The sequence below is a fragment of the Staphylococcus sp. HMSC059F04 genome, assembly GCF_001812565.1.
Classification (GTDB): domain Bacteria; phylum Bacillota; class Bacilli; order Staphylococcales; family Staphylococcaceae; genus Staphylococcus; species Staphylococcus lugdunensis.
Genome location: NZ_KV809462.1, coordinates 215,812 through 231,371, shown reverse-complemented (window position 1 = coordinate 231,371; position 15,560 = coordinate 215,812). Strand labels below are relative to the sequence as shown.

General features: G+C 32.6%; 16 protein-coding genes and 1 riboswitch. Of the genes, 3 read left to right on the top strand and 13 right to left on the bottom strand.

Annotation, left to right across the window (positions count from 1 at the left end):
- Positions 1 to 180 precede the first annotated feature (180 nt).
- The 4 genes from ypdA to HMPREF2864_RS01610 form a co-directional block, all read right to left on the bottom strand.
- The gene (ypdA, locus tag HMPREF2864_RS01625; protein WP_070544825.1) at positions 181 to 1,167 is read right to left on the bottom strand and encodes a bacillithiol disulfide reductase YpdA; all 987 of its coding nucleotides are present in this window, start codon (positions 1,165 to 1,167) and stop codon (positions 181 to 183) included.
- Positions 1,168 to 1,456: 289 nt separating this feature from the next.
- On the bottom strand, positions 1,457 to 2,785 hold the full coding sequence (gene ebpS / locus HMPREF2864_RS01620; protein ID WP_237448998.1) for an elastin-binding protein EbpS: 1,329 nt from the start codon (positions 2,783 to 2,785) through the stop codon (positions 1,457 to 1,459).
- A 130-nt stretch (positions 2,786 to 2,915) separates the two neighbouring features.
- Positions 2,916 to 4,295: a RecQ family ATP-dependent DNA helicase gene (locus tag HMPREF2864_RS01615; protein WP_070544823.1), complete on the bottom strand. Its 1,380-nt coding sequence runs from the start codon at positions 4,293 to 4,295 to the stop codon at positions 2,916 to 2,918.
- Positions 4,282 to 5,241, bottom strand: a complete 960-nt coding sequence (locus HMPREF2864_RS01610) for a helix-turn-helix domain-containing protein (protein ID WP_002459068.1) — start codon at positions 5,239 to 5,241, stop codon at positions 4,282 to 4,284. The genes HMPREF2864_RS01615 and HMPREF2864_RS01610 overlap by 14 nt, the downstream gene beginning before the upstream one ends.
- A 110-nt stretch (positions 5,242 to 5,351) precedes the next feature.
- Between HMPREF2864_RS01610 and HMPREF2864_RS01605 the strand changes: the two genes are divergently transcribed.
- Positions 5,352 to 5,600 carry a ferredoxin gene (locus tag HMPREF2864_RS01605; RefSeq protein WP_002449743.1) on the top strand — a complete coding sequence of 83 codons (249 nt, stop codon included), beginning with the start codon at positions 5,352 to 5,354 and terminating at the stop codon, positions 5,598 to 5,600.
- A gap of 141 nt (positions 5,601 to 5,741) precedes the next feature.
- Here HMPREF2864_RS01605 and HMPREF2864_RS01600 read toward each other — a convergent pair whose 3' ends face one another.
- The 6 genes from HMPREF2864_RS01600 to HMPREF2864_RS01575 form a co-directional block, all read right to left on the bottom strand.
- Positions 5,742 to 6,284 (bottom strand): ECF transporter S component, encoded by a 543-nt coding sequence (locus HMPREF2864_RS01600; protein ID WP_070544822.1) that lies wholly within the window; start codon positions 6,282 to 6,284, stop codon positions 5,742 to 5,744.
- A 65-nt stretch (positions 6,285 to 6,349) separates the two neighbouring features.
- Positions 6,350 to 6,480, bottom strand: a riboswitch (FMN riboswitch).
- A gap of 525 nt (positions 6,481 to 7,005) precedes the next feature.
- Positions 7,006 to 8,754, bottom strand: coding sequence for an ATP-binding protein (locus tag HMPREF2864_RS01595; RefSeq protein WP_070544821.1), 1,749 nt, complete (start codon positions 8,752 to 8,754; stop codon positions 7,006 to 7,008).
- A complete protein-coding gene (locus HMPREF2864_RS01590; RefSeq protein ID WP_002459064.1) occupies positions 8,738 to 9,463 on the bottom strand; it encodes a response regulator transcription factor in 726 nt (241 codons plus the stop codon). Before HMPREF2864_RS01590 ends, HMPREF2864_RS01595 begins: the two co-directional genes overlap by 17 nt.
- A 150-nt stretch (positions 9,464 to 9,613) precedes the next feature.
- Positions 9,614 to 10,351, bottom strand: coding sequence for a pseudouridine synthase (locus tag HMPREF2864_RS01585; protein WP_070544820.1), 738 nt, complete (start codon positions 10,349 to 10,351; stop codon positions 9,614 to 9,616).
- A 2-nt stretch (positions 10,352 to 10,353) separates the two neighbouring features.
- The gene (scpB, locus tag HMPREF2864_RS01580; protein WP_070544819.1) at positions 10,354 to 10,887 is read right to left on the bottom strand and encodes an SMC-Scp complex subunit ScpB; all 534 of its coding nucleotides are present in this window, start codon (positions 10,885 to 10,887) and stop codon (positions 10,354 to 10,356) included.
- Positions 10,880 to 11,611 carry a segregation and condensation protein A gene (locus tag HMPREF2864_RS01575; RefSeq protein ID WP_002459061.1) on the bottom strand — a complete coding sequence of 244 codons (732 nt, stop codon included), beginning with the start codon at positions 11,609 to 11,611 and terminating at the stop codon, positions 10,880 to 10,882. Before HMPREF2864_RS01575 ends, scpB begins: the two co-directional genes overlap by 8 nt.
- 93 nt (positions 11,612 to 11,704) lie before the next feature.
- Here HMPREF2864_RS01575 and HMPREF2864_RS01570 point away from each other — a divergent pair, with 93 nt between their 5' ends.
- Positions 11,705 to 12,220, top strand: a complete 516-nt coding sequence (locus HMPREF2864_RS01570; protein ID WP_002478161.1) for a DUF309 domain-containing protein — start codon at positions 11,705 to 11,707, stop codon at positions 12,218 to 12,220.
- A gap of 12 nt (positions 12,221 to 12,232) precedes the next feature.
- Here HMPREF2864_RS01570 and xerD read toward each other — a convergent pair whose 3' ends face one another.
- The 3 genes from xerD to HMPREF2864_RS01555 all read right to left on the bottom strand — a co-directional run bounded on the left by xerD (position 12,233) and on the right by HMPREF2864_RS01555 (position 14,274).
- A complete protein-coding gene (gene xerD, locus HMPREF2864_RS01565; RefSeq protein WP_070544818.1) occupies positions 12,233 to 13,120 on the bottom strand; it encodes a site-specific tyrosine recombinase XerD in 888 nt (295 codons plus the stop codon).
- Positions 13,121 to 13,158: 38 nt separating this feature from the next.
- Positions 13,159 to 13,623 (bottom strand): ferric iron uptake transcriptional regulator, encoded by a 465-nt coding sequence (locus HMPREF2864_RS01560; RefSeq protein ID WP_002459058.1) that lies wholly within the window; start codon positions 13,621 to 13,623, stop codon positions 13,159 to 13,161.
- A 108-nt stretch (positions 13,624 to 13,731) separates the two neighbouring features.
- The gene (locus HMPREF2864_RS01555) at positions 13,732 to 14,274 is read right to left on the bottom strand and encodes an NUDIX hydrolase (RefSeq protein ID WP_070572098.1); all 543 of its coding nucleotides are present in this window, start codon (positions 14,272 to 14,274) and stop codon (positions 13,732 to 13,734) included.
- An 83-nt stretch (positions 14,275 to 14,357) separates the two neighbouring features.
- Here HMPREF2864_RS01555 and HMPREF2864_RS01550 point away from each other — a divergent pair, with 83 nt between their 5' ends.
- Positions 14,358 to 15,266, top strand: a complete 909-nt coding sequence (locus tag HMPREF2864_RS01550) for an aldo/keto reductase (protein ID WP_070544816.1) — start codon at positions 14,358 to 14,360, stop codon at positions 15,264 to 15,266.
- Positions 15,267 to 15,560: the final 294 nt, after the last annotated feature.

Here is a 15,560-nt window from a genome sequence, read left to right as displayed (position 1 = left end):
ATGACTAATAAACGTCAAAAATTTAACTTAAACTATTGAAAGAAAAAATATAAATTAAATTGGGGTTTCAAAAGGAAAAAATATAGGTCTAGTCTTCTCTAAAATAAAAAAAGCTATGAAGAAATCAATGAGTATAAAATTTCTTCATAGCTTTTTTTATTATGTTGTATTTATAAATGGTTAAGTCTCTAAAGGTGTTTGCTTTTTAGTTAAAATGCTTTGTGTAATGACGCCACCATGGTATTTTCCGTTTTCAATAAAAATCGAATTATTGTCATTTCCAGCAGTGATGACCCCTGCAATATAACAGTTTTCTACATTTGTTTCATAAGTTTCTTTATTATGGACTGGTGCAGTGCCATATTCGTTTGTATTAATTTCAATTCCGATTGACTCTAAAAAGTCATAATCAGGATGATATCCAATCATAGCAAAAACATAGTCATTTGGTATTTCGATAAGCTTACCATCTTTTTTATATGTAACGGTAGTTTCGCTAATCTTTTCTACTGTTGCATTAAATTCCATCTTTATTTCCTCATGATTAACCAATGATTCGAAGTTTGGCAAAATCCACGGTTTAATAGCGGTTGAATAACGGTCTCCTCTATATAATACGGTAACATTAGCACCTGCTTTTTCTAATTCCAGTGCAGCATCAACAGCAGAATTTTTACCGCCAATGACCACAACATTTTGATCAAAATATGGATGTGCTTCTTTAAAATAGTAAAAAACTTTAGCTAAATTTGCACCTTCAGCTTCTAATTGATTATGCTGACCATAGTATCCTGTAGCGACAGTTAAGAATTTACATTGATATACATCTTTAGTAGTCGTTATAGTAAATTTATTGTCAATTTTTTTAACCGTTAAAACTTCTTCAAAGGCGTGTACATTTAATTGATGGTGTTTGACTACTTCACGGTAGTATACGAGTGCTTGATTACGATGCGGTTTACTTTCTTCAACAATAAATGGAATATCACCTATACTTAGTTTGTCACTTGAAGAAAAGAATGTTTGATGTGTAGGATATTTGTATATTGAATCAACAACATTACCTTTTTCAATGACTAAGGTTTCAATACCTTTCTTTTTTTGTTCTATAGCTGCACTTAAACCACATGGGCCTCCTCCAATAATAATACTTTCATAACTTTGCATTTTTATGGCCTCCTTTAATCCCTTAATTATTATAGCAGTTGGTTTCTTATTTCTAAATAAAATTGTTTGATGTATTTAAAAGAGATTTAGCAATGAATATGATTAAAAAAGAGCGGGACTATGAATTCATAATGAATTCTGTCCCGCCCCGGTAAGGTTGACTAGGGTTGGAAAGAGCTTATTATAAGCGTATTTTCAATCCAGTCAATTACTGTCAATATATATTTTTATATGGTTATATTTTTGAAGGTACCTTTTTTAGACGTATCGTTTTGGTTATTTATTTGTCTTATCTTGGTATAACTAAATGTTGTCCATTAGAAATATTATTACTTGTTAAGCCGTTTGCGGCTTTTATTTTATTAACATTTTCTGGAGAACCATTACCATAATATTGAATGGCGATACGATAAAGATTTTGGTTACCAACAACGGTATGCGTTTGTTGGCCTTGTGCGCTATTTGACTGTGACGCTCCGTTTTGTTGTTGTTGCGCATTTTGATTGTTAGCTTGATTATTTACACCGTTTGAATTATTAGCTGATGCGTTATCAGAGTTTGCTTCAGAATTGTTGTCATCATTTGATGCATTGTTACTACTATTATCATCTTTTTTATCTTTACTATCTGATTTTTCTTTGTTGCTTTTATCATTGTTACTAGTTTTATCTTTCTTATCTTGTTGTGCTACTTTTTGATTGTCATCTGCTTGATTATCACCGTGATCTTTATTCAAATACATACCTAAAAAGATAGCTAGCGCGGCAAGCACAAGCAATAAAGCTAATAATGGCAACAATAAGCCTTTAATTCCACGTTTGTTCGATTCCTTATCATCATGATGCTCGGGTCTGTTCGTATTGTTGTAATGATTGTTTTGACTTGCTGCTCCAGCTGCACCTGCTGTACCACTACCTGCAGCCTTTTTCTTATCATTTTGGGTTGATCTCTGTTTATTTTCTTGTTGGGTAGAATCATCATTGTTATTTTTATTGTTATGATTTGCTGCTGCACCTATTCCAGCGGCTCCAGCAGCTCCAACGCCTGCAGCTGTTGTTTTGTCTAATTTAGACGACTTTTTTTCTGGATTATTTTGCGCTTGATCATCATCTGCTATTGCTTGCTTAGATTCATTTTGAGTACTTTGATTGTTTTGTTTGTTGCTTTGTTGTTCGCCAGTATTTCGAGTATCGTGTCTATTGCTTACTGATTCCTTATTATCATGACTTGCTGCGCCAACACTTGCACTGGCCGCACCTTTACGGTTCTGAGAATTCGCATTTTTGTGTTCTGTTGGCTTTGCTTCTTGTTGCGGTTTAGTTGAATCATGTGATGATTGTCTTTCATCTTCCGTTTGATGGTTTTGATTGTCTTTTTCATTATAGTTATGAACTTGTTTATCTTGATTGCTTTTGGTGTTCCGCTGACGTTTACGTTGACGACGTTGTGCATTTCGGGGTGGAAATTGTTGGTTGTTGTCTAAATTTTCTTGTACTTGCTCCTTTTCATTTGTTGTGTGTTCTTCTGTGTGGTGTTCTGATTTATCTTCGTGCTGATTCGTGTCAATTGATTGACGGTTTTTTTCAAAATCATCTTTAAAATTATTAGACACACTCATCATCCTTTCTCTACTGCGAATTAATTATTGTTAGTTATAGTTTACCCAAGAAAATTTATAATATGTACTTATAAATACAATTTATTACAATAATTATAGCGTTACTAAATATTTATAGCAAAGGAAGTACTTAGCTAAGAAATAAATTTTTAAGTTTATCTTCATAAGACATTTGACGTTTGACCTTTTTTCGATTATAAATTTTAAGCGGTTTTATATCAGTATCATGGTCACAACATATAGATGGAATATCAGGGACTTCTCCAAAAAATTCTAATAAGTATTTTCGACGACATTGATCAAGTTGGCTATAACTAAGCATACGATTAAGTGCGAGTTGTTTTCTCTCTTGTGCTATTTGGAAAATCTGTTTAAGTTGTGCATAAGTGAAATGAGAATGTAAGATTTCTAATATATCTTGCTTCAATGGCTCAATGTTTGCACCAAGTTCGTAGCAGTCAATATCATAAGGTAAAATCATATCTGCAAAAAGGATGGTTTCTAATAAATAGCGATCATCCGGTTGAAATAGGCTAATTGCTTGGCTCGGTTTCTGATCACGCCCGGCTCTTCCTATTTCTTGTAGATAACTAGACGGACTGGTAGATAGATGAAAATGAATAACCGTGCGAATATCCTTTTTATTGACTCCCATACCAAATGCACTAGTTGCTACAATGACTGGTATATCATTATTGATAAATTGTTGTTGGACGGTTTGTCGTTCTTGATAAGATAAATCACCATGGTATATCCCTGTTAAGTACCCATGTTTATATATAGTCTTGGCTAATTCAACACACATTTTTTTAGACGAAACATAAATAATTGTTGGACCAGATTGTTCTATATAGTGCATTAACCAATTCATTTTTTCTTGATCATTTCTAAAGTTAATGTGCTGAAAACTAATATTAGGTCTATTCATATGTGTTTTGATAACATGAAATGACACATTTAACAGCTGATTTAAATCCTGTTCCAAATGTGGCGGAGCAGTAGCAGTTAGCGCAAGGATGGTAGCATTTTTATAATAGTTGGTTATTTTACTAATAAGCGCATAATGTGGTCTGAAGTCATATCCCCATTCAGAGATACAATGTGCTTCATCTAGTACAATAAGACCAAAATCGATAGTTGAAATTAGTTTGAAGTTTTGAGGTTGTAATATAAATTCAGGACTTAAAAATATAAAGCGACTCTTCGCTAAGCGTTTCATATTCCAGTTTTTTTCATTATCATCCATACCTGAATGAATGTATGCAACAGACTGTTCTCCACTCATTTTTAATTGTGCAACCTGATCGTCCATCAAAGAAATAAGCGGGGAAATAATTAAAGTTGATTGCTGTAATTCATAAGTAGCCATTTGATAACATAGACTTTTACCGCTACCAGTCGGTAAAATGCCCAATGTATGATTTGAATCTAATACACTTTTAATAATTTCCTTTTGTCCTGCTTTAAAGTTATCAAAACCAAACCAGGATTTTAATTTATCCTCTAGCAATAAGCTCACCTCTTTCAATTCCAACAATCATTAGTTTTATTTCAAAATAAGACAAGTTTGGGAAGGCCTGTTTATATGCTTTTAATCGCTCTCCGCGATGTTTGTTATAAAATTCATTAAATTGATGGAAACCGTCTTCAGATATGAAATCAAAATAATGAGTGATATAACCTTTAATAAATAACTCCAGTATATGATCTTCGATTGTATTCAGTTTGACGTGTTGTTTTTGAGCAATTTGCGTCATTGAAAAACGTTGTTTTAATTGTTGTTGGGTTATGTGTGTTTTATGTAATAACGACGGTTTAATGATACATTGACTAAGTATTGGATAACGATATTCTATTTCTAGTTCATACATTAGTGTTACAAGTTCATTCATTTCTAGGTTAAATAAATGCTGTTCAGGTATACTTTCAATCAAACTGATTTGTTGACGGGTATACATTGGTTCTTCATAGCCTTGTAAATAATAATGTAGACAACAATAATTGTTATTATTTGTATATAGAGCTTTAAATAATTGATTTAGCTCAGTGATAAATGCGCTATCCTTATCTTCTTTTTTTATATAGTAGTAGATTTGTTTAACTTTTCTTTGGATAAGGCCATGCTGTGAAATAGGTATAAATGAATAGACATTTTGTTGCGTGTTTGACAACGTTTGAATAAGTAATTGAATACAATTGAAAGTATGTACTAAACTATCATACGTATATCTTGGATGAACTTTTATCGTCATGTCATTGTTAACATTTTGTGCCATAAATCGCTCGAAAGACGGATATTTTAAATTGGGTAAACTGTGATATAATGATAAAAGTTGTTGACTGCAGGCGTCAAAAAAGGTTTGATGTGTTTTTTTGCCTGTTAATAAATTAAAAATGCTTTTATTTGTTTTATAAGTGAATGAATGTTGTTTAGAATAAAGTATAATATCTTTCAATCTCGACCCTCGCTCTTATGAAACTGATAAATTAATAAAAAGTTTTTTCGATGTATACATGAGTATTTGTTATACTAGTGTAGCATGTTTATCAAAGGAGGCGAATGAAAATGGCTAAATATACAATCGTTGATATGGATACGTGTATTGCATGTGGTGCATGTGGTGCGGCCGCTCCAGATATTTATGATTATGACGATGAAGGTATTGCTTTCGTAATCCTTGATGATAACCAAGGTACTGCCGAAGTGCCAGAAGAGTTATATGAAGATATGGAAGATGCCTTAGAAGGTTGTCCAACTGATTCCATCAAAATAGAAGAAGAACCTTTTGATGGTGATGCTTTAAAATTCGAATAGCACATAGCTATTTTATATATAGTAGATTAGTAGTTAAAGCAAAAAATTAATTATAATAATTGCAGGCAATATTTCTCAAATGGGAACATTGCCTGCTTTGTATTTACAAGCGTATTTTTAAAAGTTTCATTTACCTGTTAATTATTTAAGTACGCTTTTAATTCTGCGATATAAAAGTATAAATATGATTGAGATGATTGCCCCTTTGATAATATTAAACGGTATGATACCAGAGACGATAATGATTTTTATATTTTTTACAATATCTGCTAAGTTGAAAATCATGCCATATAGTGGCAACAATACGAAATAATTTAAAATACTAAGTACAATGGTCATAACTAATGTAGCCATGACTAATGCAGTTATCATTGCTTTATTAGCATCATGTCCTCTTTTATTAACATAATATGCTGTAAGTAAGAAACTTATACCGGCTAAGAAATTAGCCACAGGACCTACTGGGTCTCCCATATTAAAGAAAAAATTAAGCGAATTTTTAATAAATGCCACTATAATACCTGCTATAGGACCCATTGAAAAAGTTGCTAACAATGTAGGGACATCACTGAAATCTAATGTTAAGTATGGCGGAAAAAAAGGTAGTGGAAACTTTAAAAAAGTCAAAACAAAGCCAATGGCACTTAACATGCTGATGGTTATTAGACGTTTATTTTGTTGCATATGTAGTTTTCTCCTTCCATTCATCTTGCAAAGAATTGGAGGGAAATTGTTCGCAACAAATAAACCTCCATCTTCTCCCATCCAGACTATACTGTCGGCTCTAGATTCGCACTAGATCAGCCGCTTGTTGAACACAAGCAGGTCGCAGGCTTTATTTACTGCCGGTTGGGAATTACACCCTACCCCGAAGATGAATTTTAAAATATTTTACGTCATTAATCATACGACAACACTAGCCGCAAAGCAATAAAGTTGCCCGGTAAGAGATGATGATTGAGAGCGGGACAGAATTCATTATGATTTCGTAGTTCCGCATCAGAAAGGTTGACTAGGATTGAAAAAGCTTGGTATAAGGATATTTTCAATCCAGTCAACTACTGCCAATATATCTTGCATAGTTAATCTCAATATGTTTTAACTGATATTAACTATATATAAGGTCAGGCCGGCTCATAAATGTCTCTGCTTAAATAGCCTTCGTCCTTATTTTTATATTAAGTCAAAGTCCAATACAGAAAAAACTGACTAAACATTTTTTTCTAACAAAGCAAGCTGAAGTAGTCTCCTAAGCATGCGAGCCAATCATACAAAGTATTGAATATAAAAAGCACAAAGACGATTTTTAATTTTAAATCATCTTTGTACTATTATTTGCGGGTTTATGTCCCTGTCTGAATTCAGTGATATTATCTTTGATAAATTTTATAAATAAGCCTGAAGATTAAGGCTTCGGTAACTTGATTGTAAATGTTGTTCCCTCTCCAACGACACTTGATACAGTGATCGTACCTCCATGTTCTTCTATAATCATTTTACAAATGAATAATCCTAAGCCGGTTCCTTGTTTGCCACGTGTTCTGGATGCTTCAACCTTGTAAAAGCGATCAAAAACAAGATTTAAATGTTCAGGAGCAATACCACTGCCTGTATCATTTATGTGAAGCACATTGTACTTATCAGTATCTTCGCTAGTAATAGAAATTGTATCACCAGGTTGAGTATATCTTGTAGCATTATCAATAAGATTTGTGAGCACTTGATCGATTCGATCAGAATCGTAGTACCACAATGCGTCATTAGTTTCTGGAGTTAAGTACATATTTAATGATAAATCACTAGCTTGTTGTCTATACTTTGTTTGTATTTTGTTTAATAATGGTGCAATAGGTTGTCTCTCTTTATTAACAGATAACCCTTCAGCATCCATTCTTGCAACATTGAGTAATTCATTAACTAAACGATTGAGCCTATTTGTTTCATCTAAGACAATTGATAATGACTCTTTAATTTCTTCTGGTTCTGTAACGATACCGTCAACAATTGATTCTGTATATCCTTGTAATAATGAAATAGGTGTACGCAATTCATGAGAAACATTAGCAATGAAATCTTTTTTCATTTGATCTAAGTTATGCTCATTAGTCATATCACGAATAATAACGACAATTCCACTGCGACCATCTTCTTGAATCTGAGGAATGTAACTCATAATGAAGACATAATAGCGTGTGTCAAAATCGTATTCTCGAAATTCTGTGCCTTTACTTGTAAAAGTATCTTCGATTTGGTCTTCAATTCGTTCATACATAGATTGATCAATAGTTGGTAAAATTTCATCTGCCATTTTATTTGATAATATAATGTCGCGATGATCATTGATACCTACAACACCTTCAGCCATTGAATTAATTAAACTATCACGAATATTTTTTGATGTTGATAGCGCTTGAACATTTTCCTGAATTTCGAAACTCATGTCGTTTAATGCACGAGATAGTTCACCAATTTCATCTTTAGTTGTTACAGATGAAATTTGAGAATAATCCCCTTTAGAAACACTTTTAGCCTGATTTCTAAGCTTTCTAAGTGGTTTAGTAATTCTATTAGATAGGAAAAAGGCGAAGACAGTTGAAATACCTAGGAAAATAATTGCAGTTATCAGAATAATAATCGTAATAGCGTTATTGGTATCTTCTATGGATTTTAAATCCTGATAAATAAAGACGCCACTATAATGACTGTGACTTCCCTTTTGAGCTTTCATAGGATAACCCAGTAAGATATAAGAACGAGAATGGTCATTATGTTTTAATGTTACATTTTGAGTTGCAGATTGACCTTTATTAAACACTGGAGAAAAGTGTTCGTTTTGATTAATTTCAGCCAACATTTGATTATTTAATTGTGACTCTTTAGCATTATGATGTGTTGACTTGTCTTTCATAATAATAACGCCACCAGAACCACTAATCAGTTTTTGGCTATGTTCAATAGCTAACTTTTTATTTTTAGATGTTTCAACAACATGACTGATTCTTTTGGCATCATCACGAATTGATTTTTCTGTTTGCTCAGTATAATAGTATTGAATAAAAGTTATTAATGCAGCACTTAATAAAATTAAAACTGTCGTTACTATAAAGATAATAGTTAACCACAGTTTTATTACAACACTATTTAGTCGGCTCATCGCTAGCTCTAACTTCAAATTTGTAGCCAACACCCCATACTGTTTGAATCATTTGTGCTGCATCTTCTGAAACACGATTAAGTTTTTCTCTTAAGCGTTTAACATGGGTATCAACAGTTCTTAAGTCACCATAAAATTCATAATGCCAAACTTCTTTAAGTAATTGTTCTCTATCAAATACTTTGTTTGGTGTTTTAGCTAAATATATTAGTAGTTCATATTCTTTGGGTGTTAAGTTAACTTGTTGATTATCAGCTAATACACGATGCGCATCATTATCAATAAGTAAATGATTAAATTCTATGATATCTCTCGCATGAGGCTCGCTTTGTTCGGCGCTTGTTGATTGTGTACGTCTTAATAGCGCTTTCACTCTTAAGACCACTTCACGTGGAGAGAATGGTTTAACAATATAATCATCAGCACCTGATTCGAATCCTTCAACTCGGTTAGTTTCTTCGCCTTTAGCAGTAAGCATAATGATAGGTGTATCTTTATGCTCCCGTAGTTTTGATGCGACCTCGATTCCATCCATTTCAGGAAGCATTAAGTCTAAAAGTATGCATGCATAATTGTGGTCCATGGCTAATTCATAGGCTTCTTTGCCGTCACTAGCCTCATGAATGTTAAAAGATTCTCTCTCTAAGTATAATTTGAGTAATCTTCTAATTCTGTCTTCATCATCTACGATAAGTATTTCCTTACTCATTAATTCATATACCTCCTACACATGCTATTTTCTTGTTTATTATAGCATATGGTAATTGTTAAATCTCTAATTTCAAATTTGATTGTGAAAAAATTAGCAATGATTTTATAACCATAAAATTAACTTCAACAAACTACATGTAACCGCTTACTAATTGCTGTTTTCTGCTTGATGACGTAATACTTTTACTTCATGAGGTGTTAATACGCGTCCTTCTCCAGCGTTAAGACCTTTTAAATTTAGTGAACCGAATTGTATACGTGTTAATTTATTAACGCTATGGCCAAAATGCTCAAACATACGACGTACTTGTCGATTTCGTCCTTCACTAATGGTAATCTCAACTAACGTTGTATTTTTGTCTTTATCTTGGCGTTTAATTTTAACAGTAGCGGGTTGAGTTAAACCATCTTCAAGTTCTATTCCTGCTTCAAGTGCTTTTACTTCTTCGCGCATAAGGTAACCTTTGAGTTTGGCAACATATGTTTTTGGTATATGGTACCGTGGATGGGTCATAAGATTAGTGAACTCACCATCATTTGTTAGTAGTAATACTCCGGATGTATCGTAATCTAAACGACCAACAGGATATATTCTAGTATCTAAGTCTTTAAAATAGTCAGTCACAACTGTTCTTCCACGGTCATCTGATACACTAGTAATGACTTGCGCTGGTTTATGAAACAGAATATATATTTTATCTTCTTGTTCCATTTTGATTCCTTCTACTTCAACTTGATCTGATGGTTTTACTTTTGTGCCAAGTTCAGTGACAACTTCTCCATTCACTTTGACTTTACCTTCAGTAATCAATGTTTCAGCTTTTCTTCTAGACGTATAACCACTATTAGCAATTCTTTTTTGCAATCGCTCTAGTTCTTTGCTCATAATCATTCTCCCTTTTGATTAACTAATTGACTAAAGAAACCTTCCATTTCTTCATCATCTTCTTCGGTAGTTGGTAAATCTTCTATTGTTTCTAATCCAAATACATTTAAAAATAATTCAGTTGTATACAAGTGATGGCTTCTTGAATGTTCAACATCTTTAGCTTCAATCATACCACGAGCAACTAATGTTCTAACAGCACCATCTGAATTAATACCTCGTATTAATTCAATATCACTACGTGTAATAGGTTGATTATAAGCAACGATTGATAACGTTTCCATTGCAGCTTGTGATAATTTCATATTTGACTTTTGTTGAACGAGTTTTTCAATATAATTAGCAGCATCTTTTTTTGTAGTTAATACATAAGTTTGACCGTAGTGATGAATTTCTAGTCCTTGAGATGAATAATTATCGATTAATTCAATCAATTGTGGTTTAGTAATGTCCAGTATCTCTAGTAATTGTTTTGTGTCAATACCTTCATCGCCAGCTGTATATAATAATGCCTCTAAGATTGCTTGTTTATCCAACTTGATAATTCACTCCCCTTACAATATCAATATCATCAAAATTTTGCTTTTGACTTATGTTTATTATGCCAGCCTTAGACATTTCTAAAATAGCAAGAAAATGCGTAACGACTTGTTCAATTGGTTCATGAAAAGTAAATAAGCTGAAAAAATTAAACGCTGTTTGTGTACGTAATCTTGTCGTTACAATTTCTGTTGCTTCTTCAATAGTGAATGTTTCTTTACTGATTTCTACAGTTTTTGGTGTGTGATACTCAACGCGATTTTTCACTCTTTGATAAGCAACAATCAGTTCTGTCAAATCAATGGTGTTTGATTTATCCCAACTTTCATTAGTTTCTAAATGAGATAAATCTGTCGGATGTTTTGTAAAGTAGAGATCTCGTTCTGCTTTCATACTATCAAGTATTTCTGTATATTCTTTATAGTTTTGATATTCAATTAGTCTACCTACTAAATCTTCACGTGGATCTTCTTCAAATTCTACATGATCATCTGATTGAGGTAGAAGTAATTTACTTTTAATCATTAAGAGTTCAGACGCCATAACGAGATATTCACTAGCAATATTAATTTCTAGACGCTTCATCGTATGTACATATTGCATATATTGCTCAGTTAATGTTTTCATTGGAATGTCATAAACATCTATTTCATATTTCTGAATTAAATGGAGCAATAAATCGAGTGGACCGCTAAAAGCGTCTAATTTTACTTCATACATTTTTATCTACCTCATATTGCATCTATTGTGCATATTTATCAAAAATATTATAGCATGAATAGTAGATATATTTAAAATGAAGGATGTATTTATTTGGAAAAAGCACTTATTGAATTTTTTTATCAATTTCACAGACATCAACATTACTTTTTATGTCATGATATTTTAGAAGATGCATGGAAAGAGCAACCATCATATTCAAAGCAAGATGCTATTGTGAGTTTAATTTTATTTACAACAGCTTCATATCACCATAGACGACATAATTATAAAGGTGCTTTAAAAAGTTATAAAAAAGCACTAGTTACGATATGCAATGCGGTAGAAACACATCAATTACCATTAAACATTGAAGCATACCAACAGCTAATAGAAGAGAAAATTTATCAGGTTACAAAGCAGCATGAGTTTATTCCTATCTATTTGCCTATGACGTCTGAAGCAGAATTAATCGTCAAACGTTTTCATTCAGATTATTTCTTTGAACCAGAAACGTTAACCGATGACTATATTATTCATCACCATAAATTAAGAGATCGCTCTGCTGTAAACCAAGCTAGAATATTAGCTAAAAAGAAAAAGAGTCATAATAAAGATTTTAGTGACTGACATTAATCTTTATTATGCCCTTGGATGATATTGATTATATATTTGCCTGATTTGTGCTTTAGAAACATGAGTATATAATTGCGTAGTTGATATGTCTGAATGTCCAAGCATTTCTTGAACTGCTCTTAAATCAGCACCGTTTTCTAATAAATGTGTTGCAAATGAATGTCTTAAAGTATGTGGCGTTAATGTTTTCGTAATATTTGATTTTATGCCATATTGTTTAATCATTTTCCAAATACCTTGTCGAGATAATGGTTTACCATGCATATTTAAAAACAATACATTCGTAACCGTGCTTTTAAGCAATTGTGGTCGAATCTCTTTCATATAAGTCTTTAAATAATCTATGACAGTATCACCTAATGGAATAATGCGTTCTTTATCACCTTTACCAAACACACGTACAAAGCCCATTATGACATTAATGTTTTCTATTTCAATATGCACGAGTTCGGAAACACGCATACCAGTTGCATACATTAATTCAAGAATTGTGCGATCTCTATAGCCATTTTTTTTAGATAAATCTGGCGCTTCTAATAAACATACAACTTCATCTATTTCAAGAACATCAGGTAATTTTTTCTCGTATTTCGGTGTTTCAAGTAATACAGTTGGATCTTTTGCGGCATACTTTTCTCGTAATGCAAATTGATGAAAACTTCTAATAGTTGAAATAAAACGAGCTAACGATTTAGCCGAACTTCCTTGATCAATTAAGTAACCTAAACACTCTTGTATCGTTTGACGGTCTATAAAGTCGATATGTTCAATATATCGTGTTTCAAGATAAAGTTTATATTTATCTAAATCTCTACGATAGGCACCAATCGTATTTGGACTTAATCCCTTTTCAATTTGAATAAATTTTAAATATTCTTCTATGATTGTATTCATGTCATAACCTCTTTAAAACGGGATGTAACAAAGTGTCTTTAAGAGGATTTGTTATCTCCTTTACCTTTAGCTTGACATTCAGCACATATGCCATGAAATGTTAAGCGATGATCTAAAATTTTAAAATTAAATTCAGTTTCCACACGTTCTTCGACTTGTGGTAATAAATCTTCTTCAATTTCATCAACACGACCACACTCCATACAAACTAAATGATGATGAAAATGTTTAGCACCTTCTTTTCTTAAATCGAAGCGGGCAACGCCGTCACCAAAATTAATCTTGTCTACTACTTTTAATTCTGCTAATAATTCTAACGTACGATAGACAGTGGCTAACCCAATTTCTGGAGCACGATCCTTTACCTTCAAATATACATCTTCTGCACTTAAATGGTCCTTTTCATTTTCAATTAAAACGCTCACTGTTGCTTCACGTTGAGGTGTTAATTTATATGAAGATTGTTGTAATTGTTGCTTCACGCGATTTAAACGGTCTTCCACGGAAGCTTCACCCCTCTACTAAAAATTATAATCATTTTAATCTATACTGATAAAATTCTCATTTATAAAGTACCAATATTATCAATAAAACGCAAGTAAGACTGCTTATTATTTAGAATTATTATAATGTATCAGTAAATATTGTAGTGCGATGATTGTTTTTGCATCGGTGATTTCATTAGTTGCTAATCGTTGGCTTATCTCTGTTAAAGGTATTTTATGTAATTCGACAAATTCATCATCGTCTAAATGCATCTTGCCAGGTGATAATTTGTTAGTAAAGTAGATAGATAATTTTTCATTTGAAAAGCCAGGAGAACCATACATATCCGTTATATGCACAAGATGTTCAGCAACATACCCTGTCTCTTCAGACAATTCTCTTTTAGCTGCACTTTCAAGTTGCTCTCCTTGTTCTAATTTACCAGCTGGAATTTCTAATAAAGGTTGCTCAATTGGCTTGCGATATTGTTTAACTAATAAAACTTCATTCTCAGGGGTCACCGCACATACTGCTACGGCACCATTATGATAAATAAGTTCACGTTTGGCTCTTTTGCCATTCGGTAATTCCACTTCATGAAGTTCCAGGTCTATGATTTTCCCATTATAAATAACTGTTCTATCAATGGTCGTTTCTGTAAAGTCCATTATTTATTCACTCCTCTTTCATTTAGATGGATATATTGATAAGATAAATGCGTTAATTAAAGTGTATCGAAAGGAGCTAGGACATGCAAAAAAATATTTTAAAGAGTGGCATAGAAATTTCTGAATTAGGTTTAGGTTGCATGAGTTTAGGAACAAATTTTAAAACTGCTCAATCTATTATTGATTGTGCTATCGAGCATGGTATTACTTATTTTGATACGGCTGATATGTATGACCGTGGAATGAATGAAGAACTTGTAGGGAAAGCACTTAAAAAATACCATAATCGTGGTGATATCATCGTTGGTACAAAAGTAGGTAACCGTCTATTAGATAATGGTCAGACAACTTGGGATCCTTCTAAGAAACATATTAAAGAAGGCGTGAAACAATCGCTGAAGCGTCTAAAAATGGAACATATTGATTTATATCAATTGCATGGTGGGACTATCGATGATCCTTTAGATGAAACGATTAGTGCCTTTGATGAATTGAAGCAAGAAGGTATCATACGTTCATACGGTATTTCATCCATTCGTCCAAATGTTATTGACTATTACTTGAAGCATAGTCAAATTGATACAATTATGTCGCAATTTAATCTGATAGATAATCGCCCAGAACGCTTATTAGAACAAATCCATGCAAAGCAAGTTAAGTTACTCGCTCGTGGCCCCGTATTTAAAGGATTATTAACTGCTAATAGTATTGATGTATTAGATAGTAAATTTCAAGAAGGTATATTTGATTATACGCATCATGATTTAGGTGAAACAATTGCTTCTATTAAAGAAATTGATAATAATTTAAGTGCGTTATCATTTAACTATTTAGTGTCACATGATGCATTAGGATCTATTATTGTTGGCGCAAGTTCAGTGAAGCAACTTGAAGAAAATGTGCATAATTATTTAATTAAACTTAGTTTAGACAAAGTTAAAGCAGCGCGTCATCGTGTAAAAAATATAGAATATACGCAGCATTTAACTTAGGAAAACAGCTTGGACATCAAAAATAAAATATTAGCGCAAAGAGAGCGGAACAGAATTTATTATAAATTCGTAGTCCTGCCCTGATAAGGTTGACTAGGATTGAAAATATGTTTAAATCAAGCTTTTTTCAATCCTAGTCAACTATTGCCAATATTAGTTCATAAGTTAAGACATCATGATGTCCCAGACTTTTTGCGCTTCTTTTATATTCAACAATTTGTATTTTATTGGTTCGTCTTCATAGGGCGCTGTCTCATCCTCCCCACCCCAACTTGCTTTGCTTGGTGAAATGCT